The organism is Rhodococcus sp. 06-221-2 (genome assembly GCF_002258365.1).
In the GTDB taxonomy this organism is placed as follows: Bacteria; Actinomycetota; Actinomycetes; order Mycobacteriales; family Mycobacteriaceae; genus Rhodococcoides; species Rhodococcoides fascians.
The window spans coordinates 265,915-292,257 of the sequence record NZ_NOYJ01000035.1 but is presented as its reverse complement, the minus strand read 5'-3'; the positions used below and the strand labels follow the sequence as shown (position 1 = coordinate 292,257).

Sequence of the window (26,343 nt, the reverse complement as noted above, 5' to 3'; positions counted from 1 at the left end):
GCCAACGATTCTGCTGTCGGCAGCGACGCTGCTCAGAGCTGCGCGACGCTCGAGGGACAATGGAGCCATGACCACACTCGAATTCTCCGATTCCGTCGTCGTCGCCGCATCGCCCGAGGATGTCTATGCCGTCGTATCCGACGTCACCCGAACAGGTGAATGGAGCCCGATCTGCCAGGAATGCTGGTGGAACGAACCCGACGGCGGCGGTGTGGGATCGACGTTCACCGGACGCAACGTCACTCCCGACCGCACCTGGGAAACGGTCTCGACCGTCGCAGCGGCCGAGCCCGGACGCGAATTCGCGTGGGTCGTCGGCGACAACTTCGTGCGCTGGGGATACACACTCGAACCGGTGGACGGCGGCACCCGACTGACCGAGAACTGGAACTTCCTGCCCGACGGCATCGCTCTCTTCCACCGCAAATTCGGAGACTCCGCGCAGGAGCAGATCGACACCCGCAGCAAGGCCGCGCTCGACGGCATTCCGCGCACCCTGGCGGCAATCAAGCGCATCATCGAATCGGAGTCCTGACAGGCAGGTGCGCTGGTTGTCCACTTTTCGCGTCGGCGCGCGGGATTCCGCCCGTCGACGCGAATTGTGGACACTCAGCCCTGTAGTCGCGCCTATTCTGTGCCGATGACGTCCACGGTTCTTCAACTGACCACGGTCCTCGAGCCTCGCGGCCCAGCGGCTGCGATCGTGCTGACCGACGCCCAGGTCGCGTCACTCGGCAGCACCAAGACGCCGCCGGTGCGGTTCACGATCGGTGGGCAGACGGTGGCGGGACGCATCGGGCGCATGGGCGGGGAGAACCTGCTGGGCCTGAACAAGAGTGTGCGCACCACGCTCGGAGTCGAGGCCGGCGACACCGTCGACGTGACCATCGAACTCGACGACGAACCGCGCACCGTCGAGCTACCGGCCGAGCTCGCCACTGCACTCGACGCCGAGCCTGCGGTGCGCGCAGCATTCGACGCACTGTCTCCGTCGAAGAGGAAAGAACACGCACGATCGGTCGCCGACGCCAAGCGCGCCGACACCCGCGACCGACGCATCGCGTCGATCGTCGAGGCTCTTCGGCCCTGACGTACGACCCGGCATGGGGGCGCGGGTGCCCGCGTCGATCAGACCACGGTCGCGGGCCTGTTCGATGGGACGACCTCCGTCGACCTATCCGCCGCAGACAGGCGCGCGAGAATATCTACAGCCGAGGTGATGTCGGGAAGTGAACGAGTGAAGGGGATGCGTTGTCGGTCGTCGAAGGCATATCCCGTGCCGAATCGTAGTCCGGGTGCCAACAGCACGCCGTGCGATTGAGCTTCGGCGACAAGGGCACTGGATCGAAGACCGTCGGGCAGGGAACACCACAATGCCAGCCCGCCGCCCGGAACGCGAAAGTGCCAATCAGGCAGCAGATCTCGCATCAGAGCAACGGTGTGATCACGTGCGACTCTCGATATGTCGGCGCGCACTCGGCGTACCTCGTCGTATTTGCCCATCAACTCGACCGCAGCGAGTTGATCGAGAATGGACGTCGAAAGTTGGCGTCGCGCATAGGTGGCGGCGATCCTCGCCAGTAGCCCTGCCTCGGCGCGAACCCACCCGACTCGCAGCCCACCCCACACCGTCTTGCTCGTCGACCCAATCGTCACCGTCGCACTATCCGGCGTTGCCGCCCCGAAGGGTTCGATGTCGGGCGACCCGTCGAGGGACAGGTCCGCTGCTACCTCGTCGACGATGGTCAGTACTGCGTGGCGGTGCATCGTCGCGGACAGCTGTCGGCGGGTGCCGAGAGGGAGTCGAGCTCCCGATGGATTGGAGAAATCGGGCATGAAATAGGCCAGGGTCGGTGCGCTTTGACGTGCGGCACGGTCTGCGGCCGGCACGAACGGCTCGGTCTCGTCCGGGTCGATGGGCACCGGGATGCATCGGCCGCCGAGTGAGTGGACGAGTTCGACGACACCCGGATACGTCGGGTGCTCGACCAACACGCGGGCGCCCGGCTCGGTGAATGTCGCCAACACCGCATGGATGGCGTCGGTCGCACCGGAGGTGACGAGGATGTTCTCGGCCGTGGTCGGCACTCCGCGCCCCCGGTAGTAGGCGGCGATCGATTCGCGGAGCTCGAACAGCCCTAGTGGGGCATAGCCGCCGGACGCGAATCGGCCCTGAATCCTTTTGGCCGCGGTTCTGTACGCATCGGCCAGCAGGGGAGAAGCCGACGGTGATGCGTTGACCAATTCTACTGTCGCACTGTCACGGTCGCCGGCGAGGGAACTCCACGCCGGCATCGACCCCGTCGGGGAAACGTATGTGCCCGAGCCCCGTTGGGCGCTGATCCAGCCACCTTCACGGAGGTGGCGGTAGGCCGACGCCACCGTGACCCGACTGACGTCCAGACTGATCGAGAGTGCCCGCTCGGCGGGTAGCCGCGTCTGAGCCGACACCTCGCCGTTCTCGATCAACCGCCGCAACTCGTCGGCGATCTCGAGGTAGAGCGGACCACCGGATCTGTTGCGCAGCGTCGACGGGCCGATGCGTGCTGCCAACTCCGGGGCCGAGATCGCGGTGGCGTCGAACAAGTCCATGCAGTCCACTGTTGCACACTGGACTGAACAATTCGCGGGAAAACCAGTCCATTGTTATCGCATGATCGCAATTGGAGCTGTATTGGCCTTGTCATTGGTCGGCGCGGGATGGACCGTGGTGGCACTGAGGGAGGGAGGGAGAAGCGCGCCTACTGGTCCGCCGCGCAGTCGTATCGATGTCGACTGATGTGGCTGAGCTGCAGCAAACGCGCGCGCATTCGTCAGACGCGTCCGAGTTTGCTACCGATTCGGGGCCTATTTCGCTCGCACCTGGCAAACGCGCGCGCGTTTGCGAGATCAGCGGGGGTGGTGCGAGATCAGCGGGGGTGGGTGCGAGATCAGCGGGGGTGGTGCGAGAACTGGGGGTGGGTACGAACTATGGGCGCTGAGGTCAGTTGCCGTCGGCGATGGAGTCGATGAACGGCGTCAGCAGCAGGGCGAGATCGTCTGCGGCAGAGGCGACATCGTCGGGCGGCTCGGGAATGTAGCTCAGGGCCAGGCGCACGATGGACTTGCTGATGACGTCGGCCTGTCGTGGACTTGCGCCCACCCATCCACGCTGAAATGTCTCCGCCAGACGCTCGCCCGCACGGTCGATCAGCACCTCACTGTCGGTGGTGATCAGGCGCAGAAGATCCTCCGGCGCGTCGCCGCTGTGCAGAGATCGGACGAGTGGATCCAGACCGCTCAGCTCGAAGAACGACGAAAAGCCCTGTCTCAGAGCGGCCGACGCATCGTTCTCGTGTTGGTACAGCGCGGTCTCGCACATCGCGACGAACGCGTCCGTCAATCTGATGGCGTACCCCTGTGCGACGCCGCGTCGCGAACCGAACTCGTTGTACAGACTCTGCCTGCTCAACCCCGCGGCCTTGGCGATGTGGCTCATCGTGACGTTGCGCCAGTTGCGCTCGTGCAACAACTCGCGCAGCGCATCGAGCGCCACATCGCGCGCCAGAGTGGACGCGGCTTCACGGTATCGACCGGGAGTCGACGTCTGTTCGGCGGCGTGCATGAACACGACTCTATCGAACGACCGCATGTGGCCTGTCCAGCCAACCTTCTTCGAGACTGTTCCGATCGACGGGGCCCGCGCTCGCGATGAGGGTGCGAACCTGCCGGATGTCCTTGGGATGACCTACCCCGATTGCCCCGACGAGCCTGGCGTCGCGCACCGCGCAGGCCGTGAACCGACGGCTTTCGATGGAGCCGCGCACCACGACGTACTCGTCGTGTGCATCGGTCCACCCCGCGAATTGCAGGTTGACGCCGTGCTGCATGGACCATCCCCACGGAACATCGAGAGCACCCACATCGAGACCGAGGATGGATCGCGCCGCCCGGGTCGCCTGATCGACGGCTCCGTTCCAGTGCTCACTCCGATACGTCCCGCCGAGTACCGAGTTGGGAACTTCGGCGACGTCGCCCGCGGCGTAGACGTTCGGTCTCGACGTACGCATGCCGGCGTCCACCAGGATTCCCGACGCGGTCTCGAGGCCCAGGTCCGCCCCGAGCTCGGTGTTCGCGACCGAGCCGACGGACATCAGCACGGTGCCGGCGGACCATGAACGACCGTCCTCGGAGGTTGCGAGAACGGTGCCGTCGGCCAGCTTCTCCAGGCCGGTCACGGCGACGTCGGTGTGCATCGTGACACCGTTGTCGGCATGCAGGTCTCGGTACATCTGCGAGATCGCGGCCGGTGCGATCCGATTCAGCGGAGCCGATGCCGCCTCCAACACCGTGACCTCGGCACCGAGCGATCGTGCCGCTGCCGCCGCCTCGCACCCGATCAGGCCGCCGCCGATCACCAACAGTGATCTCGTTCGGACGATGTCGGCCTGCAGCGGGGCGACATCGGCTGCGGTGCGAAGGGTGAACATGTGCGCGGCACCCGGTAGGTCGAGTTGTCGTGCACGAGAACCCGTTGCCAGCAGCAGGGCGTCGTACGGGACCGGAGCTCCCTCGTCCAGGTGCACCTCGGAATCGGTGACGGCGGTGGCCGTGACGCCTGCGCGAACATCGACCCCGCCGATGGCTGCACCGAGCTGAACCTGATCGACCGATTTCGTACCCAGCAGCAGTTCCTTGGAGACAGTCGGTCGACGGTACGTGGTCTCCGGTTCGCTACCGACGATCGTGATGGATCCGGTGAAGCCCTCGGCGCGAAGCACTTTGGCGGCGGTGTATCCGGCGGCCCCGGTGCCGACGATCACGACGTTGCCGGGTTGGCGAGCGGTCACCCGCGCTCGACCTCGACCATCTCGAAATCGGCCTTGGCCGCACCGCAGTCGGGGCACGACCAGTCGTCGGGAATGTCGTCCCAACGCGTGCCGGGTTCGATGCCGTCCTCGGGCCAGCCGAGCTCTTCGTCGTACTCGAATCCGCACTGCACACAGCGGTAAAGCTTCATTGCTTGCTCCTGAAGTCGATTTTCTCTCGGACGCCGCAGTCGGGGCACGGCCACTCGTCGGGTACCTCGGACCACGGAGTTCCGGCCGGGAAGCCCTCGCGTGGTGCGCCCGCGGTCTCGTCGTAGACGAACTCGCACACCGGGCATTCGTAGACAGCCATCACTTCGCTCCGTAGGCAGCGAGGATCTTCTCCCGCTTGGACGGCTGGATGTTGACGCGAGTGATGTCGCCGTCGTAGTGATCGAGAACGCGGTGATCCATCACCTTGCGCCACACGGGCGGGAAGTAGGCCAGCGAGATCATGCTTGCGTAACCGCTCGGCAGGTTGGGTGCTCCGTCCATGCTGCGCAGAGTCTGGTAGCGCCGGGTGGGGTTGGCATGGTGATCACTGTGTCGCTGAAGGTGATACAGGAAGATGTTGGTCACGATGTGATCGGAGTTCCAGCTGTGCTCGGGGGTGCATCGCTCGTAGCGGCCGTTGTCCTTCTTCTGGCGCTGGAGGCCGTAGTGCTCGAGGTAGTTGACCGTTTCGAGCAGCGAAAAGCCGTAGATTGCCTGAACGGCCAAGAACGGCAACACGATCGGGCCGAACACAACGGCAAGGACCGTGTAGAGGACGACGGACATCAGCCACGCGTTGAGTACATCATTGTGAATACTCCACGTGCTCTTGCCCAGTCGCTCCATGCGAGTCTTCTCGAGTTCCCAGGACGACCGCAGGCTTCCCCACACGCTGCGGGGGAGGAAGGCCCAGAAGCTCTCACCGAACTTGGAGCTCGCCGGATCCTCGGGAGTAGCGACGCGCACGTGGTGACCGCGGTTGTGTTCGATGTAGAAGTGGCCGTAGAACGTCTGCGCCAGTGTGATTTTCGACAGCCAGCGTTCGAGGTCGTCCTTCTTGTGACCGAGCTCGTGTGCGGTGTTGATGCCCACGCCGCCCATGACACCGATGCTGATGGCCAGGCCGATCTTCGAGAGCAGCCCCAGACCGCCGTCGATGCCGAGCCACGAGAGGTTGTCGGCGGACCAGAGGTAGCAGGCGAACACCAGGCTGGCGAGCTGGAACGGAATGTAGGCGTACGTGCAGTAGCGGTAGTACTTGTCTTCCTCGAGCGCCTTCATCACCTCGTCGGGCGGGTTGTCGCCGTCCGGCCCGAAGAACCTGTCGAGGATCGGGAGCAACCCGTAGACGAGCAGCGCGCCGATCCACCACCAGACCGGCGCCACGGCGTTCCAGCCGAGCTGGTTGAAAGCCCACACCAGACCGGTTGCCAGAAACACCGCCGTCGGCGGGATCAGGCCCATGAGCCAGAGGTATCGCTTGCGGTCGTGCCACTCGTCGACGGGCGCCTGTGCCTGATCGTCGACATTCGATGCCGTCATCGTCACTCCTCGTGTAGGGCGGATCACTGTGCTGTGGACAATACGCGCAATTTGTATCCCGTGTGTACAAATCAAGATATTTGTACATCAAGCGGATGGATTGTTGCGGCAGTCACAGCGTCACCGATTGGACGAATCGGCCTGCTACCTTCCGACTCGTTGTGATCGGTCACGAATGGTCACGGCACTCGCAGGTCCGTCTGTATCCCGTCGGGGGTACTTCACATCAGGAGTAGTTATGGACGCATTCATCGCCAAGATCATCGTCGACGTCATCCTCGGGCTCATCGGCAGCGGAAGTGCCGAGAGCGGCAGCACCGCAGTGAGCGCAATCCTCGGATCCTGACCCGAAAGGGCTGCGTCGGCGAGAATGCCGGCGCAGCCCGCGGAGCGTCAGTGGCGAAGCGGTAGGAGTGAACGCGGGGCATCGCCGCACGCGCTCGATGGCGAACGGCTAGAAGCGGCCCTCGGCGATAGCGAGTACGACGAGAGCGATCGCCGCGATAATGAGTATTGCTAAGAGTGCCAATTGGATTGGGCTGGTCGAGCCTGGCGGCCGAACGCCGTTCGGACCCCTTTTCTGGAGCATGGCACAGACTGTAGGTCACTTCTCGGGTTTGTGCACAAGTTGGATGGTACAAACCGTCCAATGTGCCGATATGATTCGCACACCTGTTCGATCGAGAGTAGAGTTCGAGTCGGTGGAGCGAGGAGGGAAGCCTTGCTCCACCGCTCCTACATATGACACCCGAGCGAGTGGACGGTGACGGCGATGGACGACGTGTTGCGCAAGGTAGCGGAGCTCAAAGCACTGGTCGCCGAGCTCGAGGCACTCGACCGCCAACGCGTCGGGATGGGTGACCGGCTGGTCGATCTCGAACACTACTTTCGCCGAGCGGGTTGCCCTGAGTTGTCGCAGCAGGCACTCGACGCGTTCGTCGGCACCTATGCCGGCCGAGTGCTCGAATTGGCGGATGGCATGCGCGGCTGACGCCTGCCGAAGACATCTGCCGTTCGCGTACCAGGCGGTATCTTCTGTGGTTCACTGGTTCATCCAAGTCGGGACACGAGGAAAGCCGCTCGAGATACGTGAACAGTCTGCGCGAATGGTGGGCACTTCCAGTCGACTACGGATGGAACGTTGCCTTCGCGCGCTCGCAGCAGGCGCTCGAGATCACGAAGATCCTCATCGGCCTCTGGTGCTGGCTGTTCGGCGCGGCGGCGGCCATCGGATTGGTGGTGCCCGGCCTCGCCGAAGGCAGTCTGGGTACGGCTGCACTGTGGTTCACCGTCGCCACGACAGTCCCGGTCGGGGTCGCCTGGTGGGTCGGTGGCTGGCCGAGCTGGCAGATGTCGATCGCCTTCGTCTTCTACGCCGACGTCGTCCTCGCGGCCGTGGTGCTTACCATCGGTGTTCCCACGACGGTTCTGCCGACCGCCGCCCTGTTCACCGTCATCGGCAGTTACGTCGTCGGGTTCCACGGTCCCAAGCTGCTCACTGCCCACTACGGTTTCGCCTTGGTCACGACCGCGGTGCTGTACGGCTCGGCGTTGGTGGCCGAACCCGAACTACGGTTACTGGCCACGGTCTACCTGGTGATCTTGATACTGGTGATGTTCTCGGCACCGCTGATCGTGCACACGTTCATGATGATGCTGCGACGCGATGCCACCGGCGCGTTCTACGACCCCCTCACCGGATTGCAGAACAGGCGGGGATTCGACGCTGCGATCGGGAACCTGCGACTACGGCCGGGATCGGCAACCGGAATGACGGCCGTGGTGATGGACATCGACAACTTCAAGGCCGTCAACGACCGATACGGCCATCTGCAGGGAGACGCCGTGATCCGGCTGGCGGCGTCCCGCATCCTCGACGTGTTTCCGGCACCCGCCATCACCGTTCGGCTCGGCGGCGAAGAGTTCGCCATCATTGCCCTCGACGACCGTGACTCGGTTGTCGCCAGCGCTGAGGTACTACGAATTCGACTGTGCAACGCCACCGACCGCTCCCCACTGACCGCCTCGATAGGCGTCGCGCATGCGGTTGTCGATGGGCGAGAAATCGGTACCGCAGTGGAAGAATTGCTGGGTCGCGCGGACCGGGCGATGTACCGGGCCAAGGGGCTCGGCGGCGACCGCGTCGCCCTGTCGGAGGGCGAGCCTCGATCGCCGCGGCCGGCCGGCGAGCCGCACTGACGAGCGACGGCGTCGACCGATCCCGCTACTGGAACCGGTCGACGCCGTCAACGAAGTCGAAATATGGTGCTACAGAGCAACCTTGGCCGCGATGGCCTGCTGCGTTCCGACGTCGAAGACCGGGTTGGTCAGGTGCACGTCGAGGGTGTTGTTGGGGCCGGCGATGAGACCGTTGAGCAACGAGGTGTACGTGCCGCAGTTCTGGAACTGCGGAATCGTGTACGTGCCCTTCACGTGGGTGTCGGCCTCGTTGTTCTGAATCAGATCGATCGCGTCGAGGGCACCGGTCAGATTGGCGGTGGTCTCACTGGTGACACAGTTGCTCCCCGGGGGAATCAGGTCGAGTGCCGCCGACCCGGACGATCCGGTGCCGCCGATGCCGAGGGGCTTGACGGAGTCGATGCGAATCTTGAAGCTCTGCGCGACATTCAGCTCCAGTTGCGGTGCCTCGGCGGGACCGCCGGCTGCAATGGTGCCGGAGACCGGAGTGGCGTCGACGATCGAGATGGTGAAGTTGGCGAGCGTCGCCGGGCCGAGCTTCAGATCGGCCGACGCCTGCGGCAAGGCAAGTGTGCCGGTCACCGTTCCGCCGACGAGGTCGACGTCGGTGGCCAGAGCGGTGGTCGGGAAGACCACCGGCTGGCCGGTCTTGGCGATCACGGTCGTGGTGTCGGCCTGGAACGTGATGGGAAGGGTGTCGGCAGCGTTGGCCGGGCCGGCGACCAAGGTCGCCAGAGCGACACTCGACGCCAAGGCCGTCGCGGTGACGACGGCTTTGTTACGGATCTTCACGTGCTCTCCTGAATATTGTTGTTGTGCTGGAAAGGGATTGGCGATCAGGACAAGGTGAATGCCGGGTTCGGTTGCACCGACAGGCTGTTCACCGTGCAGTTGCCCGACATCGGCTGGTTGCTCGACGTCAGAGTGTTGGTCATGTTGTCGAACGAACCTGCGAGCGTTGCGGGCCCGCAGTTGTAGCCCAGAAGCGAGAAGCCGACGTTCGAGACCTCACCGGTGGTGGAGCTGGTGGGAGTGAGGGTCCAGGGCAGGTTCTTCAGCTGCGGCAGGCCGCAGAGGCGGTTCGATCCGCTGATCTTCGCGTCGGTGATCGACGCCGACGAGCCGTCCGCGCTGGTGGATCCGGACAGGGTGATCGAGCAGCTGACGGGTACCCCGAACGAGGCCGGTGTGGTGACGACGATCGTGCCGGGTGCGGTGAAGGCGGTATTCGCCGGTGAGATGGTGGCGGCAGCGGCACTTCCGGCACCGAGGGTGGCCCCGGCAATCGCGACTGCAGCAGCGACAGTGGTGAACGTTCGGGTACGGGACGGCAGGTTGAGCGTCATCGATCCTCCAAGTCCGAGCAGCTTCCGGCTCCCAGACGGGCATCCGGTGGCTCCGGTTCTCCGGCAGCCGAAACGAACATTAGGACGACGAAATGGATGTCGGATATGTTCTTTTGCAAGACAGTGACAAGTCACAATCCGGTCGGTATGTTTGTTGTAAGTCTTGGTATTGATTTCGGTCGGCAACTCGGAAGGTATGCGCTTCATGGGTTTTCGGCCCGTTTTTTCTGGGGGAGTCGGCATGATGGGCGCGTCGAACACCCGTCTGTGGCGTTATCGAACCGTTATCGTTCGTTACCGAAACGAGACGCGCCGTATTGCTTCGGTGACACCTGAGTCGTTCAGGCTGGCGTCAGCGAGAAAAGACGACCCGAAGAGGTTTGAAACAGATAGCAACCCCTGCGTGACGGGGGTGGTTTTTTCATGTCAAACTGTGGTGTGACGTTCGCGCTGGCCGAAGCAGGTTCAACAGTCGACACGGACACGGGAGAGTTGACGGTGCAGCCGTATTTCGCCCCGGTCTGTCGACTGGACAACGGTGCGCTCGCGGCAATCGAAGTACAACTGCGCGGCCCGAAGGACGGTCCACTCGCCTCTGCCGATGCACTCAAGCGCGCCGCTCGCGCCATGGACGCCAAGCGTGAACTCGATGTTCTCGCGTGGGGAGTGGCCCGGCTCGAAAGCGCCGTTCGGCTACCGATGCTGGTCTCGATGGATGTCGACTCGCTCGCAGCACTCGACGAAGCCACCGAAGAACAGTTGCGTCGCGACATCGTCGTCGTCACCGAGGCGGCACTCGTGGACAGCCCGGCGCGCACTCTGGCCGCGATCGACAAAGCACGTCGCGACGGAAAGGTGGTTGCCGTCGACGACGTCGGTCGCCGACCGCAGTCCCTGACGCTGCTGCCGCTCATCGAACCCGATGTCATCATTCTGTCTTCCTCCATGGTCTCCACCAGGCCCGATCTGGCCACCGCCCGTACGGCGCACGCGGTGTCGGCTCAGGTGGAGCGAACCGGTGCCGTGGTCGTGGCCAGCGGAGTCGACACCGCCGTGCACCGCAGCCGGGCACTCGGTCTCGGTGCCACCTACGGAGTGGGCGAGCTGTACCCGGCTGCTCAGACGACCGAAGAGTTGCCGGCCGACGCCGCGGAGATCATGCCGCCGTTCCCCACCTGGAGCACCCCCGCCACCGCGCTCGAGTCGCCGTACGCAATTGCCGCCGTAGGCAAGGTCGCGACGCGGAGCACCAAGCGTCTGTTGGTGGCCATGAGCACGTCCCTGGAGATGCAGGCGTCGGCGTCGGGCCCGGAAACATTGGTACTCGGCACCTTTCAGCGGGCCGAGCATTTCACACCGACCAGCCGTGCGCGGTGGGTGTCGATGGCGGAGCAGATCTCGTACGCCGGCGTCTACGGGGTGGGGATGGGCTACGTGCAAGAAGGCGGCATCGTGCACGCCCCGCTCGACCCGACGGACTCACTCGTCGAGGAGTGGAACGTGGTAGTTCTCGGCCCGCATTTCTGCGGAGTGCTCGCTGCCATCGACCTTCACCGAGGCGAAGCCGACGCGGATCGTGAATTCGACTATGTGATGTCGTACGACCGCGCCACCGTAGTCCGTTGCGCCCGTGCAATTCTCGCGCGCTTCTGAACCGTCGAGCCGGTGGTGTGCGTACTGGATGTTTCGGGCAGCCACGGCAGGGCATACGGCACAACAGGTGATGAAGTAGTCCGGACTGCCACATTGCTCAGACCCCGTACGTTGAAAACACAGCGTGCGGGGTCGACTTGTCGGTCAGGGCAACTCGGACATCTCGTGCACGAACTCCAGAGCGATGTCGTGCACTTTGCGATTGGCACGTTGCGACCTCTCGACCAACAAAGCGAACGCCTCGTCGGCAGTGATGCGGTGCACCGCCATCAGGATTCCCTTTGCCTGTTCGATAGGCGCGCGACGCGCCAACGCGTCCTGGAGATCGAGCGGGCCCTCGATCCTCGTCACGTGCGCTGTGCTCATGCAGACATTGTTGCGCACCTGACGTCCATGCAGGTCAGAGACCGAAAGACACGCGGTGAAAGCGACAGACCGTGCCGTAGCCGTTACCGGTGACGTAGCGTTCCGTAACCGCCTCGTTATCAGGCAGCCGGGTTGGCCAGAGGTCTCCCGATCAGAAGTTCGAGGGTGCGGTAGGCATCCGTTCGCCGACCGTTGCTGGCATTGTCGTGATACGCCGCGCCGGCGACGACCACGCCGACCGGAATTCGACCCGACTCGATATCGCGAGCTGTCTGCTCGGCGCAGTTCCGCAACACCGGGCAGTCGGCGCACAGCCGCCATGCCTTCTCTGCGCGTTTGCGTCCGTGCCGAGGAAGTTGTTGCGAGTCGTATGCATCCATGTCTTCGATGCACGCACCCTTGAGGCGCCAGACCTGGTCATCCGTCATCGTCGTGATCCGTTTCGCGTCGTGCCGATCGTTCCACAACGCTTATTCCCCATCCCTGGAGACTCGAAACAACCAAATGCCTTGCGGCGCCGAACACCCGCCGTTGGGCCCAGCAGTTCTGGCCCACCGCTCAGGCAGGACGACGAGCAGCAGACCGAGATATGACGGCCGCCGCCGCGATGGTCACCAGTGCGCCGAGCACGATGGCGGGGCCTTCACCGGGTGCCAGAACGCTGCTCTGCTCCCCGAGAGTCACGGCCGAAACCGGAACGCCCAGTTGGGCGGCCGCGAGTATCCCAAGCCCGACGGGCTGGCCTGTCGCGCGCATCGCGCCGTGCACCGCGATTGCACCCAGACCCAACACGAGCCCCAGCACGATCATGCTCGGGTGGCCACCCAGTGCACGCAGGTCGAGTGACGCGCCGAGCCAGACGAAGTACAGCGGACCCAGGAAACCTTCGGTGATGGCGAACAGCTGTTTCGCCAGACGTCGCGGTTCTCCGATCGCAGCGATGGCCAGTCCGAAGCCGAAGCCGGCCAGCATCACCGACGCATGAGTGTGGACCGCGAGGGCCGCGAGGCCGAACAGCAGAACCAGGTTGAGTCGCAATTCGAGAGCGAACTTACGCTGGGCAGACACATGGTGGATTCGACGGCGCAGTCCGGTGAGGTCGAAGTGTCGCAGTACGAAAAAGATCGCGGTGGCGGCAGCGATGACCGTGATGGATCCGAACGCGGCCGGAACAGCGCGCGGTGGATCGATCACCAGGGGTAGAGCGACGATACAGACTGCGTCGGCGATCGCGATCTGTGGCAGGAAGGACATCAGCCCGGATGTGGCCGTCTTGCTGGATTCGACTATCGGCATGATGACCGCGGCCGAGGACGATGTCATCAACACCGCGTAGAGACCGGGGTGCGGTGGATCGAACGCAGTGGAGACGGCCCAGCCGAGTGCGGTGGCCAGCAGCCCGACGGCCACAGCCCGCGCAGCGCCCACCCGGAGGCCGACCCGCAGTCGAGGATCGCGAATCGGTACCTGACTGCCCGCCACGAACATCACGAGCGCAAACCCGACCTGCGCCAGAAAGCTCAGTGTCTGCTCACTCGGATCGATGACGCCGAAGCCTGTGTGACCGATGACAATTCCAGCGACGAGTTCTCCGATGACGACCGGTATCCGAAGCCCACGCGGAAGCGCCAGAAGTGGGCCGGACAAACCCACCGCGGCACACAGGGCGAGCGTCTCGAAGGTCATACGACGCCGCCGACGTCAGGCAGAGTTCAGCGTCGGGTGCATGTTCGGCGGCAGCGCCGACGCAACGAGATCACGAGGGTGCAGCACGCCTTGCTCGGCCATCATCAGTCTCGTCAGCTGCTCGACAACACGCAGCTGCGCCGCCAGAGGGCTGCGCATGAGTTTGCGCTCGTAGTCGATGCGGGCGGACCGATATTCGGTGTCGAGATCGCTCATGTCATTGTCTCCTCGAACGGTGGATGCTCGACGGCTCTACCGCGAGGGGTGGTTTCGCGCCTGCAGGAAGTCTTTCCAGTCGCTGTCCCAACGCCGCATGCGAACTCGATCACCGGCCACGGTGGTGAGATAGACCAGGAATCCGACCAAGACCGCGCCGAGAACCCACACGAACACGGCTGTGGAGGCCCCGTTGATGACGGCACCGACTTCGCTGACGGGCGCACGCGCGAGGGTTCCGTTCGCGTCGCACCAAATCGGAGTGGTCTCACCGATGTGGACGTCCGAGGGAACCTCGGTCGATTCCGAGCGAATCGACCCGTCCGGTGCACTCCATTGCACCGTTGCGACACCGGTGGCGAGCGTGGTGCTGTCGCTGCCGGTACTCGTGGACTGCGCGGTGTCGATCACTCGGGCGTCGACCTGAACGTATTGTGCCCGTTGCTGACGTGACCGCGTCGACAGGTCGCTGTAGGTCACCGAACCGATCGTCGCGGCGACGGGTATCAGCAACAGAAGGACCGCGACACCGACGACGTAGGCCGTTCGTTCGATCCTGTCCGGCAGTCGCATCAGCGGATTGGAACACCAAGGAGTTCGACGCCACCACCGGTGCGCGAGTTCTGCGAGCATGCGGTCACCTACCCCTCACCGCCGTGTGTTCGGCGTCGATTACAAGTCTCCGACGCCGTGCACTCGTATGTAAGGGCACAAGGTCCCGATACGGCAAGGGCGGTGGACGGTTCAGTCACGAAGTGGAGAGAAGTCCTCGTGGCGGCGGACCTTGTGCCCTAGCTCCCGGATTGTTCGGCAGCCACGCTGAGCTCATGATGTCGACTACGCGAGCGCTCACCACGAAAGACCGACGATGGCCGTGGCTGGGCGCAGTGTGCGCCGGAATTTCCATCAACGCTTTCGGTGGCGCGATCGGTTTGGCCTCGGGCGCCATCGATCTGAGCACCGAGGCGCACGCACGCCTACCGCTGTCGAATACGGCGCTCGCCGGCCTCGCGTTGGTTCTGGTCGTCGGAGTGCCGATGGGACTGGCGGCGGCGTCGGCTCTGGCGGGTAGCGGCAAGACCGGCCCCATCGCCCACACGGCGGGCGTACTGCTCGCTGCCTGGATAGTGGTCCAACCGCTCGTGATAGGCGAAACGAGTTGGCTGCAGGGCATGTTCGGCGTACTGGGAGTTCTCGTCGCCCTCCGAGGGTGGCGGATCACGGCGTACACGAACCGCCTCGCACGTCGCATCGCATGAGAATCCTGGTCTCGACCGCCGGACGGCACGGAGCGACGAACTCGCTCGGGCAGGAGATGGCCCGCGTGTTCCGGCACGGGGGAGCCGAGGTCGATGTCTGCGCTCCGGATTCCGTCGTCGACATCAGTGGCTACGACGCCCTGGTCATCGGAAGTGCCGTCTATTCCGATCGGTGGGTCCCCACCGCCAAGCGGCTCGTCGAGCGGGTCTCCAGGTCTGCGCACCCACCCGTGTGGCTGTTCTCCTGCGGGCCATTGCATTCGAGCGACCGACCGGTCAACGACACCGCCGACGCCGCACGCGCGGTATCGATGTTGGATGCATCCTCGCATCGAACATTTCCCGGTCGGCTCGACGCGGAACGGCTCTCGGTGGGCGAACGTCAGATCTTCGACAACTCCGGCGCGGTTGCCGGAGACTTCCGAGACTGGGTTCGTGTGTGCAATTGGGCCCGAGAGATTCTTGCCTGTCTCACGGCTGGGACACCGGGCTCGTAACCTTCGTGAACGTGCCTGCACCGACACGCCGAGCGGACGGGCAGACGTGCTCGTGAATCTCTGCCGCCAACTGTGCCACCGATTCGGTCAAGACGGTATTCGCTTCGATCATGTCCTGCAGCAGCGCGGTATTCGAAAGTGTATGTACGGCAACCTCACTGCTCACCGAGTCCGCGCGCTTGGCCGAGATCAGCAGAATGGCGCCCTGCAGTCCTGCGATCATCGACAGGAACAGGTTGAGCAGGATGAAAGGGTACGGATCGAACCCGTCGTTCTGGTTGTACGCGGCCCACAGCGCCATCACGCCCAGGAACAGGAATACGAACGGCCAGGAGCCCATTCCGTTTCGGACGTAATCCGCCGCACGCTCACCCGTGGTCAGTGCATCACCGGTTCGAACGCCCGGATGTCTTCTCCACAGGTTCATCGTTCGCGAGTCTTCGAATCGGAGGGTGCAGAAGTGTCCATGGTGCCTAGTGTGGCCCCTGATCGCCAGAGTCACCAGGGACGAAAGTCCATGACTGCTGTGCCTTTTGCCTCCCCACGCGCACCTCGGGAGACGTCCCGACCGGTCGATGACTTCCGGCCCTACGTGCCGACCGCCGCAGCGCCGATCCTCGACGGTGTGCATTGCTCGACGGTCGAGAACGGCACCGGTTTCTGATGTTGGAGGAAGTTCACGATGAAAGCAGCTGTTGTCACCGAGTTCGGCGGGCCCCTAATAGTCAAGGACATCCCGATACCGCAGCCCGCGCCCGAACAGGTGCTGGTGAAGATGGAGACGTGCGGTGTGTGTCACACCGATATCCATGCTGCGCAGGGGGATTGGCCGGCCAAGCCGACCTTGCCCTTCGTCCCCGGGCACGAGGGCATCGGAGTGATCGAGGCGGTCGGGTCGCAGGTGTCGAAGGACAGAATCGGTGAGCGAGTCGCCATCGCGTGGCTCGGTTCGGCATGTGGCGAATGCGATCACTGTGTCTCGGGTTGGGAGACGCTGTGCGAGACGCAACAGAACAGCGGCTACTCGATCGACGGTGCGTACGCCGAATACGCTGTCGCCCATGCGAAGTATGTCGTCCATGTTCCCGACGGGATCTCCTCGTTCGACGCTGCCCCACTGACCTGTGCCGGCGTGACCACGTACAAGGCTGTCAAGGTCGGTGGCGTCACCCCGGCGCAGCGCGTGGCCATCTTCGGCGTCGGCGGGCTCGGCCATCTCGCGGTGCAGTACGCCAAGATCGCCGGCGGATTCGTCACCGCGGTCGATATCGAGGACGAAAAACTCGACCTCGCACAAGAACTCGGCGCAGACCACACCGTCAACTCGGCGACGACCGATCCGGTGGAGGCAATTCAGGCGCTCGGTGGGGCCGATGTCGCGATCGTCCTGGCCGTCATCCCGAGTGTGTTCGATCAGGCCTTCCGGTCACTACGCCGCGGAGGACGTCTGGTGTGCGTGTCGATGCCGGCGCACGGCGTGTTCCCGATCCCGATCTTCGAGACGGTGGTCGGCGGAATCTCGGTACTCGGCTCGATCGTCGGCACCAGGACAGATCTGCGTGAAGTGTTCGCACTGCACGAGGCCGGACGAACGACGGTATCGGCGGTGTCGCGCAAACTCGACGAGGTCAACGACTGCTTCGACGACCTGATGGCCGGACGCGTCACCGCTCGTCAGGTTTTCGAGTTCTGAGGGGCTCTCCGATCTCGACGAGTGTTCCCCTTGGGCTCGATTCGCCGTAGGGTTGCTCGAGGGCAGACACGCGCTGGACCAGCGCGTGTGCTCCGCGCTGGGGCGATCCGATCCGACGATCAATCGCATCGTGGTGGACTTACCCGATCCGTTGGGGCCGAGAAAGCCTGTGACAGTGCCGGGTTCGACGACGAACGACAGGTCGTCGATGACGAGCTTCCCGCCGTAGCTCTTGCTCAGTGCGCGTACTTCGATCGCGTAGGCGGCGGTGTCCGGTCGGCTCATGGACACAGCGTGCTCGGCTCGGCTCGGCCGTCGTAGGGCATTAGGACCCTCGTAGGTCGACGAACGGCATTGTCCGGTCAGGGACAGTCACATGCTGGGCCGGTGGGTGACAGCGGCGAGGCGACCGGGCGACGGCACGACGGTGACCGGGCAGTGCGCTCGCGTCAGCACCGACCGGCTGGTCGAGCCGAGCATCATCTCCGCGTAGCCGCCGCGTCCGTGACTACCGATCACCACCAGCTGAGCACCTTGGGCGTGATCGAGAAGTGCCTGCACCGGTTTGTCCTTGACCACCACGGACCGCACCGACACCGTCGGATGGAGTCGAGTGTGCGGTTCGAGCAGCCGCGCCAAGTGATCTGCAGCCGCGCGTCGGTTGTCCGGCCACTCCATTCCTCGAATCGGGAAGCCGATCGACAGATCCGTGTCCGACCAGGAGTGCACCGCAGTCAGTGGTGCCGATCGAACATCCGCCTCCTCGAACGCCGACGTCATTGCGGCAGCGCTCGCCTTGGTGCCGTCCACGCCCACGACCACCGGTTGGCTCGCGTGGTCGATACTGCCGTCGGTCCAGCCACGCACCACGGTGACCGGGCAGCGAGCATGAGTGGTGACGGCGAACCCGATCGAGCCCAACGACCGCTGCTCGGTGCCACCGAGCCCCCGCGTGGCAATGACCACCATGCGGGCCGTCTCGGACAGTTCGAGCAATGTGGACACCGCAGAGGCTTCGGACGAGACGGTATCGACGGTGACTGTCGCCGTCCCACGAGTCGCAGTCTCCCGGGCCTCGTCGAGAATTCGGTCGGTTTCCGATCTGGCCTGGTGCACCACGGTATCGGGAAGGACGCCCAACCCGGTCAAGACCTCGGGCAGCGACATCGCCGAGACGACAAGGAGATCGGACAGGTGCAGTCGTGCGTCGAGAGCGGCCCAGCGCACCGCGTCCAGAGCCGCCGCCGAACCGTCGACCCCGACGATGGTCGGAAGTGGACCCATCGATTTCCTCCTCGGTCGTGGTGTCGAACATCCATCAGACGCCCCGCACAGACTCGGGCGCGGCAGGACAACAACACCTGGACCGAGGACTTTGGTCCTCTGTTTCGGTGACGAAAGGTCGGACCACCGCCGCCCGTCCCCCGTAGGCTCAGAAGTCGAGGCGTTCGACATGGACGCAGGTAGAGGGGTGTCGACGTGGTCACGGTGTTCTTGGTGGACGATCACGAAATCGTGCGGCGCGGTCTGATCGACCTCATCGACTCCGATCCCGATCTCGAGGTCATCGGCGAGGCAGGTAGTTGCGCGCAGGCGCTGGCCCGAATTCCGGCCCTGCAGCCCGACGTCGCGGTGCTCGACGTGCGGCTACCCGACGGCAACGGCATCGAACTGTGCCGTGAGCTTCTCGATCGACTGCCGAACCTCAAGACCATGATGCTGACCTCGTTCACCGAGGACCAGGCCATGCTCGACGCGATACTCGCGGGCGCGAGCGGCTATGTCGTCAAGGACATCACCGGCATGGAACTGACCCGAGCGATCAAGGACGTCGGTTCCGGCCGGTCGCTGCTCGACAACCGTGCAGCCGCGGCGTTGATGGACAAATTGCGAGCCGGGACGGCGTCATCGGGCCCTATCGATCACCTCACGCCCCAGGAGCGCACCCTGCTGGATCTGCTGGGAGAGGGCCTGACCAACAGACAGATCGCGGCCAGGATGTTCCTGGCGGAGAAGACGGTGAAGAACTACGTGTCTCGGCTGCTCGCCAAGCTCGGGATGGAACGCCGCACCCAAGCTGCGGTGTATGCGTCGAAGCTCGCCGACGGCGATCCGCCTGCCCACCGGAAACCGGGGTCCCGGGATGGATGACCAGCACGGGGAAACCCGGTCTTCGCTACCGCAACTCCGGCTCGGGGAGCTGCTTGCCGAGGTGCAGGATCGTATCGGTCGCATCGCCGATGCGAGGATTCAAGCCGACGGTCTGCTCGACGCGATGCTCGTCATCACCTCGGGACTCGATCTGGAGGTGACGCTGCGTTCGATCGTGGAATCGGCCGTCAAGCTCGTCGACGCCCAGTACGGTGCGCTCGGCGTGCGCGGAGAAGGCCACGGATTGAGTGCGTTCATCAACTACGGCATGGACGAGGACACCCGGGTGGCCATCGGCCCGCTCCCCACCGGCCGCGGGGTACTCGGACTGTTGATCGACCAACCGAAAGTGCTGCGTCTGGACGATCTGACATCGCACCCGGAATCGGTGGGGTTCCCGCCCAACCATCCCCCGATGAAAACCTTTCTCGGAGTGCCGATTCGGGTTCGCGACGAGATCTTCGGCAATCTCTATCTCACCGAGAAGAAGGGCGGCAAGCAGTTCACCGAGGACGACGAAGTCGTCACCAAGGCGTTGGCGTCCGCCGCCGGCATCGCTATCGACAACTCGAGACTGTACGAGGACTCGCGGGTGCGTCAGGCGTGGATGGAGGCAACGCGGGACATCGGCACCGAGCTCCTTTCCGGGACGGACATCGACGAAGTACTGCAGATGGTGGCGCGTAAGTCGTTGCACCTGACCGGGTCCGATGCGGCGTTCATCGCGGTACCCGAGGACGCAGATCAAGCCTTCGGGGATGTCACGCGACTCGTCGTCACGGTCAGCGACGGGCTCGGGGCCGATCGAATGGTCGGGGCAGTCGTTCCGATCGAGGGCTCGAGCTCGGGAGTAGCCTTTCGGCGTCGAACAGCGTTGCGGAAGGAGCGACTCGACTACGGGGTCAAGGAACTGGGCTCTGCTTTCGGACCCGCAATGATTTCACCCTTCCGCGTGGCAGAGGGCGTCAGTGGAGTCCTGGTGGTTCTGCGCGCCGCGGGGCGGGGACCGTTCGACGAGACCCAACTCGAACTGGTCTCGAACTTCGCCAACCAGGCCGCGCTGGTGATGCAGATCGCGGACGCCAGTCGGCGGATGCATCAACTCGACGTGTTGTCCGACCGGGATCGTATTGCCCGTGACCTGCACGATCACGTGATTCAGAGGATCTTCGCTGCAGGATTGGCGCTGCAGAGCACCCTGCAGCGCACCGAGTCCCCGGACCTACGGCAGCGTCTGTCCAGAACGATCGACGACCTGCAGGACACGGTGCAGGACATCAGGACGACCATTTTCGACCTGCAGAGCACATCCCACTCCGCAACACGGCTGCGGCAACGTATCAACAGCGCGGTACTCGAACTCACCGAGAACGTCGATATCCGTGCCGTCGTGCGGATGTTCGGACCACTGTCGGTCGTCGACACCAAACTCGCCGATCATGCCGTTGCCGTTGTCCGCGAGACTGTCAGCAACGTCGTTCATCACGCCCAGGGCGACACTGTGACCGTTACTCTGTCGGTGGGGAACGAGCTCGAAATCGTGGTGTCCGACAACGGAATCGGTATGCCCGACAACACCACCACCAGTGGGTTGTCCAACCTGGGGGCCCGTGCGGCCGAGTGCGGAGGGACCATGACCGTTTGCCCCGGTGCTTCCGGCAGCGGCACCGATGTGACGTGGGCGGTACCGCTGCCCTGACGGCTCCAGTCGTTGGTCACCTCTTTCGATGACCTCCGGCCGTTACCGCGAGTGGCGATGAGCTCGTAGCGTTTTCGGTGACGGTGCCGATCCTGCGTCGCACCACCGAGAGGAACCCGATGAACATCTCACACACCACCGGACCCGTTCTGGTCGGAATCGACGGATCGACGGCCGCGCTCGATGCAGTGCGCTTCGCTGTGCGTGAGGCGCGAGGCCGAGGAACATCACTGCGACTGGTACATGTGATCGAACCCCAGATGCAGCGTGAAACGGTATACGGGGCACCCGACGTGGACGGTGACTATGCGCGCACCGTCTTGGACCAGGCCGCGATCATAGCGCGGGCGAGCGACCCGACCGTCATCGTGGAAGCTGTTGTTCTACAGGGTGTCCCGGAAACGGTGATGCTGTCCGAAGCAGCGTCTGCGTGCCTGATCGTATTGGGTGCCAAGACCGAGAATTCGATCGCTGCACGGGTTCTCGGATCCATGGTGCGCACGGTGGTCGAATGCTCACCGAACCCCGTGGCCGTTGTGCACACCTTCGATTCCGAGCGCGACGGCGCGGTCGTCGCCGCTCTGGGAGACGTGAAGGTTTCGGCATCGGATCTCGTTGTGGCGCAGGCATTCCACGAAGCGTCGATGCGCGGGGCCACCGTGTTGGCGGTGCACACCCAGACTGTCTCGACCATTCTGGCCAGCGCCATCGGCGGTCCGGTCGACCATCTGCACCCCGAGTCGGCAATGGACGTCCGGTTGGAACCCTTCAGTGCCGACTATCCTTCGGTGCGGGTCGCGTCGGTCTACGCCGAGGCCGATTCGGGATCGGAACTCGTCGCGGTGTCCGACACTGCACAGCTGCTGGTGGTGGGGCACGAGCGCGATCGCGTGCCGGGAAGCACGTTGACGAAAGTCCTGCGGCACGCCGAATGCCCCGTCCTCGTGGTGCCGCACGCATGAGTACCGTGAACGCGAGGGCGATCGTCGTCGGCGTCGACGGATCCGGTTCGTCACTCGACGCGGTCGGCTGGGCCGCACGCGAAGCCGAATTACGCGGAGCACCGTTGAAGCTGGTGTCCGCGTACCAAATCAGGGCCCTCTACACCAGTTTCGTCGCACTCCCGTCGCAACTCGGCTCCGAGGAGAATGCACGTGCGGATTCGATTCTGACGTCGGCATCCCTCGTCGCGCGGCGGTCGGTCGAGAAACCCGACGCGCTGACGATCATGATCGAACCGATTGTCGGACCGACTGTTCAGGCGCTGATCGACGAGTCCGCCACCGCGTCGATGATGGTGGTCGGCTCACGCGGCAACGGCGAGTACTTCGCCGAGCTGCTCGGCTCGGTGAGCACGGCGGTGGCTGTGCAGGCTCGCTGTCCGGTAGTCATCGTGCCGCGCAGCGTGGAGTTGCATTCGGCACGGGGACCGGTCGTGCTCGGAGTCGACGCCTCGGCGCACAACCAGGAGGCCGTCCGGCTGGCCTTCGAGGAGGCCTCGCTTCGGGGCACTGGCCTTGTTGCAGTCCACGTGTCGACGGATCGACTCGTCTCGTCACCCGACGCGTCGACGTCGGACAAGTCCGAGGCAATTGTGTCCAACGGCCGAACCGTGTTGGCCGAAAACCTGTCCGGGTGGAGCGAGCTGTATCCCGACGTGGTGGTGAAGCAGACAGTGCTGCGCGGCGACGTCGTCGAACGCATCCTCGGCGCGGCGGTGCGCGCAGAGGCCGTGGTGGTCGGTTCGAGCGGACGCACCGGTTTCAGTGGCCAGCTGCTCGGATCCACCGTTCGGTCTCTGGCCCACCGCGTCGACTGTCCGCTGATCATCGCTCGCGGTTAGCAACCGATCCGTCACGACCACCGCCATTCGCGAATCTCGGGTAGATCCTCGAAGTGTTTCCGGATGTAGGCGTCGTGCCGGGTCAGTTGGTCCCGGCAGTGCTGCCGCAGTTCCTCGGCACCGGCCGGCACCGTGTGTGCTCGGTCGAGTGCTTCGATCGCCAGGTGGTAGCGACTGATCTTGTTGAGCACCACCATGTCGAACGGTGTTGTGGTGGTGCCTTGTTCGATGAAGCCGCGGACGTGGAATCTCTGCGCGTTCGGACGGCCGTGCAGCAGCTGGTGCACCGCGCGGGGGTAGCCGTGGAAAGCGAAGACGACATCGACCGAGTCGGTGAACAGATCGGCGAACTGATCCTCCGAGAACCCGTGTGGATGATCGGCGACGGGTAGCAGCGCCATCAGGTCGATGACGTTGACCACGCGTACTTGCAGCTCGGGTGTCCAGTTACGCAACAGGTCCGCTGCAGCGAGAGTCTCCTCGGTCGGAACGTCGCCGGCGCAGGCCAGCACGATCTCGGGATCGCGCGGAGTAGCGGTGTTCTCGGTACCGGCCCAGTCCCACCGTGAGGCACCGGCTGCTGCATGTGCGCGAGCCTCGGTGAGCGTCAGGTATTGGGGATGGCTCTGTTTGTCGACCACCAGCACGTTGACGTGTCCGCGGCTGCGAAAGCAGTGGTCGGCAACGGCGAGAAGAGTATTGGAGTCCGGTGGCAGCCACACACGCACCACATCGGGTGCCAGAGGGATCACCGCGTCGATCAGTCCGGGCCCCTGATGACTGAACCCGTTGTGGTCGTTGCGCCAGCACGTACTGGTGAGCAGTACGTTCAACGAGGCGACGGGTGCTCGCCAGGCCAGAGTGGCCGCATGCTGCAGCCACTTGGTGTGCTGGATCAGCATCGACACGCTCACCATCGCGAAAGCCTCGTAGCTCGCAAACAATCCGTGTCGGCCCGACAACAGGTACGCCTCGAGCCAGCCCTCACACAGATGCTCACTGAGCACCTCCATGACGCGGCCGTCGGCGGCCAGGTTGTCGTCGAACTCGGTGGTCGGCAGCTGCCAGCATCGGTCGGTGGCCTCGAACACGGCCTGCAGACGGTTGCTGGCTGTCTCGTCGGGGCAGAACAGGCGGAAAGTGCCACCGCCGTCGGGTCGTGCGTTGTCGAGGTAGATATCCCGCATCATCTCCCCGAGTACGGTGGTCGTCTCGTGCGAGATGCGTCCCGGGGAGTCGATCGTCAGAGCGTAGTTCTCGAGCTCACGAATGACCAAGGGTTGCAACAGCACACCGCCGTTGGCGTGGGGAGTGGCCCCGAGCCTCTTATCGCCCGTCGGAGTGAGTTCACGGATGTGCGCCGCGGGTACGCCGTTGTCGTCGAAGAGTGATCCGGGATCGTAGGAGAGCAACCACTGCTCGAGCTGCGCCAGATGCGACGGGTTCTCGCGGACGCCGGACAGCGGGACCTGGTGGGCCCAGTGCGTTCCCTCGATCAGCTTGCCGTCGACCTCGTGTGGCCCGGTCCAGCCCTTCGGGGTACGCAAGACGATTGCAGGCCATGCACTTCCGTGGTGCGACTCGCCGCCGCGGGCCGCACGCTGGATTCTCCGAATATCGTCGTGGGCGCGGGCGAGAGCGAACTGTAAGGCCGGGAACACCTCTCGCGGATCGTCGCCCTCGACGAAGATCGGTGCCCAACCCTGACCGCCGAGGTAGTCGGCAATCGCTTGATCGGTGCTGCGCCCGAGCACTGTCGGGCCGGATATCTTGGCGTCGTTGAGATGCAGAATGGGCAGCACTGCGCCGTCACGAACCGGGTTCAGGAACGCCGGGATCTTCCACGAACCCGACAGCGGGCCGGTTTCGGCCTCCCCGTCGCCGACGACACAGGCGACCACCAGATCGGGGTTGTCGAACGCCGCGCCCGCTGCGTGGATCAGGGCATACCCCAGCTCGCCACCCTCGTGGATACTGCCGGGGGTCTGCACGCTCACATGGCTCGGAATGCCACCGGGAGTGGAGAATTGGCGACACAGACGACGCACACCGTCGCTGTCGAGCGAGATGTCGGGATAGATCTCGCTGTACGTGCCTTCGAGATAGGTGTTCGCGACCAACGCCGGGCCACCGTGACCGGGACCGGTGACATACAGCCAATCCGAACCGGTTCGGCAGATGAGGTGATTGAGCAGCGTGTAGATCATCGACAGACCGGGGCTGGTGCCCCAGTGCCCGAGCAGTCGGGGCTTGATGTGTTCCACCGTCAGTGGTTGCCGTAGCAATACATTGTCCTGCAGGTAGATCTGGGCGACCGTCAGGTAGTTCGCGGCAGCCCAGTAGCGCAGATCGGCGTCGAGTTCATCGGAGCTGTAGGTGGTCTCGGTGGTGGACGCGGTCATCGGTTCGTGGGTACGACAACGACGGGAACATCGACCGAATGCAGCACTGCGCGGGACGTCGATCCGAGCAGCATCGAGGCGAAGCCGCCCCGGCCGCGGCTACCGACCACGATCAGCTGCGCGCTCTCGGAGGCGCGGACCAGTTCGCGAACGGGTCTGTCCTGAACCACCACCCGGCGGATGGTGACGTCGGGGTAGTCCTCCGACCACCCGGCCAGGCTCTCGGCCAGCGATGTCTTCTCTGCCAGTTCGGAATCGGCCCACGGACCTTCTTCGTCGCGGGTCAGCACGCTCCCGAGCTCGAGGTCGCTCCACGCGTGTACGGCAACGAGGTCGACACCTCGCATCGACGCCTCGCGCAACGCGAATCCGATGGCCGGCTGGCTGTTGGACGTGCAATCCACACCCACGACCACCGGCCCGTCGCTGACCGTGTTCGACTTGATCACTGCAACAGGGCACTTGGCGTGTGACACGACGGCGGTACTGACCGACCCGACCAATCCGCCGGTGAACTCACCGAGGCCTCTCGAACCGACGACGATCAAGGCAGGCGCGACGTCGAAGTGCGTCAGATTTCGTGCAGCCGAGCCATGTTCGAGACGAGTGTCGAGAATCAGCGAATTGCCTGCCGCGGTCTTGTGCGCAACGTCGACCGCAGCGGTCAGGACCCGCTTGGCCTCGACGTCCGGATCTGCGAACGCGCCGATCCGGAGGCTGATGGCATCGCCGTAGGTTCCCGGTGCGAACAGTGACGACGTGACCAACTCGAGCGGGGCGTGGCGTCGTATCGCCTCGCGCGTTGCCCAACGGACCGCGTCGAGCGATGTGGCAGATCCGTCGACTCCGACGACGACCCGACTCGATGCATTCATGTTGTATTCCCGTTCGTTGACTGTCGTGTTCAGGTACACCTCGAGCATGGCCGGTTCGCTGGAGCGCAGACAGAG

Annotated in this window: 30 protein-coding genes and 1 pseudogene; 13 read left to right on the top strand and 18 right to left on the bottom strand. The window is 64.3% G+C overall.

What is annotated here, in order from left to right; translation table 11 throughout:
- The first annotated feature begins 67 nt into the window (after positions 1–67).
- Positions 68–535 carry an SRPBCC family protein gene (locus tag CH281_RS23095; protein WP_027495554.1) on the top strand — a complete coding sequence of 156 codons (468 nt, stop codon included), beginning with the start codon at positions 68–70 and terminating at the stop codon, positions 533–535.
- A gap of 105 nt (positions 536–640) precedes the next feature.
- A complete protein-coding gene (locus CH281_RS23090) occupies positions 641–1,090 on the top strand; it encodes a YdeI/OmpD-associated family protein (protein WP_032374962.1) in 450 nt (149 codons plus the stop codon).
- 38 nt (positions 1,091–1,128) lie between these two features.
- On the opposite strand, the gene yczR is transcribed toward CH281_RS23090, so the two are convergent.
- From yczR to CH281_RS23060, 6 genes are all read right to left on the bottom strand, one after another.
- The gene (gene yczR / locus CH281_RS23085) at positions 1,129–2,592 is read right to left on the bottom strand and encodes a MocR-like transcription factor YczR (RefSeq protein WP_094695591.1); all 1,464 of its coding nucleotides are present in this window, start codon (positions 2,590–2,592) and stop codon (positions 1,129–1,131) included.
- Positions 2,593–2,983: 391 nt separating this feature from the next.
- Entirely contained in the window at positions 2,984–3,604 is a 621-nt protein-coding gene (locus CH281_RS23080) for a TetR/AcrR family transcriptional regulator (RefSeq protein ID WP_094695783.1), read from the bottom strand.
- Between the two features lie 10 nt (positions 3,605–3,614).
- Entirely contained in the window at positions 3,615–4,829 is a 1,215-nt protein-coding gene (locus tag CH281_RS23075; RefSeq protein ID WP_094695590.1) for an NAD(P)/FAD-dependent oxidoreductase, read from the bottom strand.
- Positions 4,826–4,999 (bottom strand): rubredoxin, encoded by a 174-nt coding sequence (locus CH281_RS23070; RefSeq protein WP_027495558.1) that lies wholly within the window; start codon positions 4,997–4,999, stop codon positions 4,826–4,828. The genes CH281_RS23075 and CH281_RS23070 overlap by 4 nt, the downstream gene beginning before the upstream one ends.
- Positions 4,996–5,160: a rubredoxin gene (locus tag CH281_RS23065; protein WP_027495559.1), complete on the bottom strand. Its 165-nt coding sequence runs from the start codon at positions 5,158–5,160 to the stop codon at positions 4,996–4,998. The genes CH281_RS23070 and CH281_RS23065 overlap by 4 nt, the downstream gene beginning before the upstream one ends.
- A complete protein-coding gene (locus CH281_RS23060) occupies positions 5,160–6,383 on the bottom strand; it encodes an alkane 1-monooxygenase (protein ID WP_027495560.1) in 1,224 nt (407 codons plus the stop codon). The genes CH281_RS23065 and CH281_RS23060 overlap by 1 nt, the downstream gene beginning before the upstream one ends.
- A gap of 772 nt (positions 6,384–7,155) precedes the next feature.
- Here CH281_RS23060 and CH281_RS23055 point away from each other — a divergent pair.
- Complete coding sequence (locus CH281_RS23055) at positions 7,156–7,374, top strand: hypothetical protein (RefSeq protein WP_027495561.1); 219 nt, start codon at positions 7,156–7,158, stop codon at positions 7,372–7,374.
- A gap of 98 nt (positions 7,375–7,472) precedes the next feature.
- Positions 7,473–8,582, top strand: coding sequence for a GGDEF domain-containing protein (locus tag CH281_RS23050; protein WP_094621471.1), 1,110 nt, complete (start codon positions 7,473–7,475; stop codon positions 8,580–8,582).
- A 69-nt stretch (positions 8,583–8,651) separates the two neighbouring features.
- On the opposite strand, the gene CH281_RS23045 is transcribed toward CH281_RS23050, so the two are convergent.
- Entirely contained in the window at positions 8,652–9,374 is a 723-nt protein-coding gene (locus CH281_RS23045) for a hypothetical protein (RefSeq protein ID WP_032366928.1), read from the bottom strand.
- Positions 9,375–9,418: 44 nt separating this feature from the next.
- Positions 9,419–9,928: an alkane oxidation protein activator PraA gene (praA, locus tag CH281_RS23040; RefSeq protein WP_032366927.1), complete on the bottom strand. Its 510-nt coding sequence runs from the start codon at positions 9,926–9,928 to the stop codon at positions 9,419–9,421.
- A 423-nt stretch (positions 9,929–10,351) separates the two neighbouring features.
- Here praA and CH281_RS23035 point away from each other — a divergent pair, with 423 nt between their 5' ends.
- Positions 10,352–11,581, top strand: a complete 1,230-nt coding sequence (locus CH281_RS23035; RefSeq protein WP_179274267.1) for an EAL domain-containing protein — start codon at positions 10,352–10,354, stop codon at positions 11,579–11,581.
- A gap of 144 nt (positions 11,582–11,725) precedes the next feature.
- Here CH281_RS23035 and CH281_RS27440 read toward each other — a convergent pair whose 3' ends face one another.
- The 5 genes from CH281_RS27440 to CH281_RS23010 form a co-directional block, all read right to left on the bottom strand.
- The gene (locus tag CH281_RS27440) at positions 11,726–11,947 is read right to left on the bottom strand and encodes an ANTAR domain-containing protein (RefSeq protein WP_230591697.1); all 222 of its coding nucleotides are present in this window, start codon (positions 11,945–11,947) and stop codon (positions 11,726–11,728) included.
- A gap of 119 nt (positions 11,948–12,066) precedes the next feature.
- Positions 12,067–12,375 (bottom strand): WhiB family transcriptional regulator, encoded by a 309-nt coding sequence (locus tag CH281_RS27435; RefSeq protein WP_135043299.1) that lies wholly within the window; start codon positions 12,373–12,375, stop codon positions 12,067–12,069.
- Positions 12,376–12,505: 130 nt separating this feature from the next.
- Positions 12,506–13,633 carry a cation:proton antiporter gene (locus tag CH281_RS23020; RefSeq protein ID WP_057473545.1) on the bottom strand — a complete coding sequence of 376 codons (1,128 nt, stop codon included), beginning with the start codon at positions 13,631–13,633 and terminating at the stop codon, positions 12,506–12,508.
- A gap of 15 nt (positions 13,634–13,648) precedes the next feature.
- Entirely contained in the window at positions 13,649–13,849 is a 201-nt protein-coding gene (locus CH281_RS23015) for a hypothetical protein (RefSeq protein WP_057473546.1), read from the bottom strand.
- A gap of 36 nt (positions 13,850–13,885) precedes the next feature.
- Positions 13,886–14,482 carry an Rv1733c family protein gene (locus CH281_RS23010; protein WP_057473547.1) on the bottom strand — a complete coding sequence of 199 codons (597 nt, stop codon included), beginning with the start codon at positions 14,480–14,482 and terminating at the stop codon, positions 13,886–13,888.
- Between the two features lie 194 nt (positions 14,483–14,676).
- On the opposite strand from CH281_RS23010, the gene CH281_RS23005 reads away from it, so the two are divergent.
- Positions 14,677–15,108, top strand: a complete 432-nt coding sequence (locus CH281_RS23005; protein WP_057473548.1) for a hypothetical protein — start codon at positions 14,677–14,679, stop codon at positions 15,106–15,108.
- Positions 15,105–15,605 carry a flavodoxin domain-containing protein gene (locus CH281_RS23000; protein WP_027495571.1) on the top strand — a complete coding sequence of 167 codons (501 nt, stop codon included), beginning with the start codon at positions 15,105–15,107 and terminating at the stop codon, positions 15,603–15,605. Before CH281_RS23005 ends, CH281_RS23000 begins: the two co-directional genes overlap by 4 nt.
- Here the strand turns inward: CH281_RS23000 and CH281_RS22995 are convergent.
- Positions 15,580–16,032, bottom strand: a complete 453-nt coding sequence (locus tag CH281_RS22995) for a DUF1003 domain-containing protein (protein WP_027495572.1) — start codon at positions 16,030–16,032, stop codon at positions 15,580–15,582. The two genes, CH281_RS23000 and CH281_RS22995, sit on opposite strands and share 26 nt — an antisense overlap.
- 90 nt (positions 16,033–16,122) lie before the next feature.
- Between CH281_RS22995 and CH281_RS27010 the strand changes: the two genes are divergently transcribed.
- Positions 16,123–16,269 carry a hypothetical protein gene (locus CH281_RS27010; protein WP_179274266.1) on the top strand — a complete coding sequence of 49 codons (147 nt, stop codon included), beginning with the start codon at positions 16,123–16,125 and terminating at the stop codon, positions 16,267–16,269.
- An 18-nt stretch (positions 16,270–16,287) separates the two neighbouring features.
- Positions 16,288–17,298, top strand: a complete 1,011-nt coding sequence (gene adhP, locus CH281_RS22990; protein WP_094695589.1) for an alcohol dehydrogenase AdhP — start codon at positions 16,288–16,290, stop codon at positions 17,296–17,298.
- A gap of 33 nt (positions 17,299–17,331) precedes the next feature.
- Here the strand turns inward: adhP and CH281_RS27430 are convergent.
- Positions 17,332–17,583 (bottom strand): annotated as a pseudogene (locus CH281_RS27430) (ATP-binding cassette domain-containing protein); the annotation flags it as partial.
- An 87-nt stretch (positions 17,584–17,670) separates the two neighbouring features.
- Complete coding sequence (locus CH281_RS22980) at positions 17,671–18,582, bottom strand: universal stress protein (protein ID WP_179274265.1); 912 nt, start codon at positions 18,580–18,582, stop codon at positions 17,671–17,673.
- A gap of 195 nt (positions 18,583–18,777) precedes the next feature.
- Between CH281_RS22980 and CH281_RS22975 the strand changes: the two genes are divergently transcribed.
- The 4 genes from CH281_RS22975 (at position 18,778) to CH281_RS22960 (ending at position 22,991) form a co-directional block, all read left to right on the top strand.
- Positions 18,778–19,449 (top strand): response regulator, encoded by a 672-nt coding sequence (locus tag CH281_RS22975; RefSeq protein ID WP_027495581.1) that lies wholly within the window; start codon positions 18,778–18,780, stop codon positions 19,447–19,449.
- Positions 19,442–21,148, top strand: a complete 1,707-nt coding sequence (locus tag CH281_RS22970) for a GAF domain-containing sensor histidine kinase (protein ID WP_082519231.1) — start codon at positions 19,442–19,444, stop codon at positions 21,146–21,148. The genes CH281_RS22975 and CH281_RS22970 overlap by 8 nt, the downstream gene beginning before the upstream one ends.
- Positions 21,149–21,267: 119 nt before the next feature.
- Positions 21,268–22,110 carry a universal stress protein gene (locus CH281_RS22965; RefSeq protein ID WP_143544851.1) on the top strand — a complete coding sequence of 281 codons (843 nt, stop codon included), beginning with the start codon at positions 21,268–21,270 and terminating at the stop codon, positions 22,108–22,110.
- Positions 22,107–22,991: a universal stress protein gene (locus CH281_RS22960; protein ID WP_027495584.1), complete on the top strand. Its 885-nt coding sequence runs from the start codon at positions 22,107–22,109 to the stop codon at positions 22,989–22,991. The genes CH281_RS22965 and CH281_RS22960 overlap by 4 nt, the downstream gene beginning before the upstream one ends.
- An 11-nt stretch (positions 22,992–23,002) precedes the next feature.
- On the opposite strand, the gene CH281_RS22955 is transcribed toward CH281_RS22960, so the two are convergent.
- Complete coding sequence (locus tag CH281_RS22955; protein ID WP_094695587.1) at positions 23,003–25,393, bottom strand: phosphoketolase family protein; 2,391 nt, start codon at positions 25,391–25,393, stop codon at positions 23,003–23,005.
- On the bottom strand, positions 25,390–26,268 hold the full coding sequence (locus CH281_RS22950; protein ID WP_027495586.1) for a universal stress protein: 879 nt from the start codon (positions 26,266–26,268) through the stop codon (positions 25,390–25,392). Before CH281_RS22950 ends, CH281_RS22955 begins: the two co-directional genes overlap by 4 nt.
- Positions 26,269–26,343 lie beyond the last annotated feature (75 nt).

What these genes read in the sequence shown, in the direction of transcription:
- praA (WP_032366927.1), bottom strand. Translation starts at nt 9,928, where the DNA reads ATGACGCTCAACCTGCCGTCCCGTACCCGAACGTTCACCACTGTCGCT.
- CH281_RS22960 (WP_027495584.1), top strand. Translation starts at nt 22,107, where the DNA reads ATGAGTACCGTGAACGCGAGGGCGATCGTCGTCGGCGTCGACGGATCC.
- CH281_RS23015 (WP_057473546.1), bottom strand. Translation starts at nt 13,849, where the DNA reads ATGAGCGATCTCGACACCGAATATCGGTCCGCCCGCATCGACTACGAG.
- CH281_RS23020 (WP_057473545.1), bottom strand. Translation starts at nt 13,633, where the DNA reads ATGACCTTCGAGACGCTCGCCCTGTGTGCCGCGGTGGGTTTGTCCGGC.
- CH281_RS23090 (WP_032374962.1), top strand. Translation starts at nt 641, where the DNA reads ATGACGTCCACGGTTCTTCAACTGACCACGGTCCTCGAGCCTCGCGGC.
- CH281_RS23080 (WP_094695783.1), bottom strand. Translation starts at nt 3,604, where the DNA reads ATGCACGCCGCCGAACAGACGTCGACTCCCGGTCGATACCGTGAAGCC.
- CH281_RS27010 (WP_179274266.1), top strand. Translation starts at nt 16,123, where the DNA reads ATGACTGCTGTGCCTTTTGCCTCCCCACGCGCACCTCGGGAGACGTCC.
- CH281_RS27440 (WP_230591697.1), bottom strand. Translation starts at nt 11,947, where the DNA reads ATGAGCACAGCGCACGTGACGAGGATCGAGGGCCCGCTCGATCTCCAG.
- CH281_RS23000 (WP_027495571.1), top strand. Translation starts at nt 15,105, where the DNA reads ATGAGAATCCTGGTCTCGACCGCCGGACGGCACGGAGCGACGAACTCG.
- CH281_RS27435 (WP_135043299.1), bottom strand. Translation starts at nt 12,375, where the DNA reads ATGACGGATGACCAGGTCTGGCGCCTCAAGGGTGCGTGCATCGAAGAC.
- CH281_RS22965 (WP_143544851.1), top strand. Translation starts at nt 21,268, where the DNA reads ATGAACATCTCACACACCACCGGACCCGTTCTGGTCGGAATCGACGGA.
- adhP (WP_094695589.1), top strand. Translation starts at nt 16,288, where the DNA reads ATGAAAGCAGCTGTTGTCACCGAGTTCGGCGGGCCCCTAATAGTCAAG.
- CH281_RS23005 (WP_057473548.1), top strand. Translation starts at nt 14,677, where the DNA reads ATGATGTCGACTACGCGAGCGCTCACCACGAAAGACCGACGATGGCCG.
- CH281_RS23060 (WP_027495560.1), bottom strand. Translation starts at nt 6,383, where the DNA reads ATGACGGCATCGAATGTCGACGATCAGGCACAGGCGCCCGTCGACGAG.
- yczR (WP_094695591.1), bottom strand. Translation starts at nt 2,592, where the DNA reads ATGGACTTGTTCGACGCCACCGCGATCTCGGCCCCGGAGTTGGCAGCA.
- CH281_RS23065 (WP_027495559.1), bottom strand. Translation starts at nt 5,160, where the DNA reads ATGGCTGTCTACGAATGCCCGGTGTGCGAGTTCGTCTACGACGAGACC.
- CH281_RS22955 (WP_094695587.1), bottom strand. Translation starts at nt 25,393, where the DNA reads ATGACCGCGTCCACCACCGAGACCACCTACAGCTCCGATGAACTCGAC.
- CH281_RS22995 (WP_027495572.1), bottom strand. Translation starts at nt 16,032, where the DNA reads ATGAACCTGTGGAGAAGACATCCGGGCGTTCGAACCGGTGATGCACTG.
- CH281_RS23010 (WP_057473547.1), bottom strand. Translation starts at nt 14,482, where the DNA reads ATGCTCGCAGAACTCGCGCACCGGTGGTGGCGTCGAACTCCTTGGTGT.
- CH281_RS23055 (WP_027495561.1), top strand. Translation starts at nt 7,156, where the DNA reads ATGGACGACGTGTTGCGCAAGGTAGCGGAGCTCAAAGCACTGGTCGCC.
- CH281_RS23095 (WP_027495554.1), top strand. Translation starts at nt 68, where the DNA reads ATGACCACACTCGAATTCTCCGATTCCGTCGTCGTCGCCGCATCGCCC.
- CH281_RS23070 (WP_027495558.1), bottom strand. Translation starts at nt 4,999, where the DNA reads ATGAAGCTTTACCGCTGTGTGCAGTGCGGATTCGAGTACGACGAAGAG.
- CH281_RS22970 (WP_082519231.1), top strand. Translation starts at nt 19,442, where the DNA reads ATGGATGACCAGCACGGGGAAACCCGGTCTTCGCTACCGCAACTCCGG.
- CH281_RS22950 (WP_027495586.1), bottom strand. Translation starts at nt 26,268, where the DNA reads ATGAATGCATCGAGTCGGGTCGTCGTCGGAGTCGACGGATCTGCCACA.
- CH281_RS22980 (WP_179274265.1), bottom strand. Translation starts at nt 18,582, where the DNA reads ATGGGTCCACTTCCGACCATCGTCGGGGTCGACGGTTCGGCGGCGGCT.
- CH281_RS23035 (WP_179274267.1), top strand. Translation starts at nt 10,352, where the DNA reads ATGTCAAACTGTGGTGTGACGTTCGCGCTGGCCGAAGCAGGTTCAACA.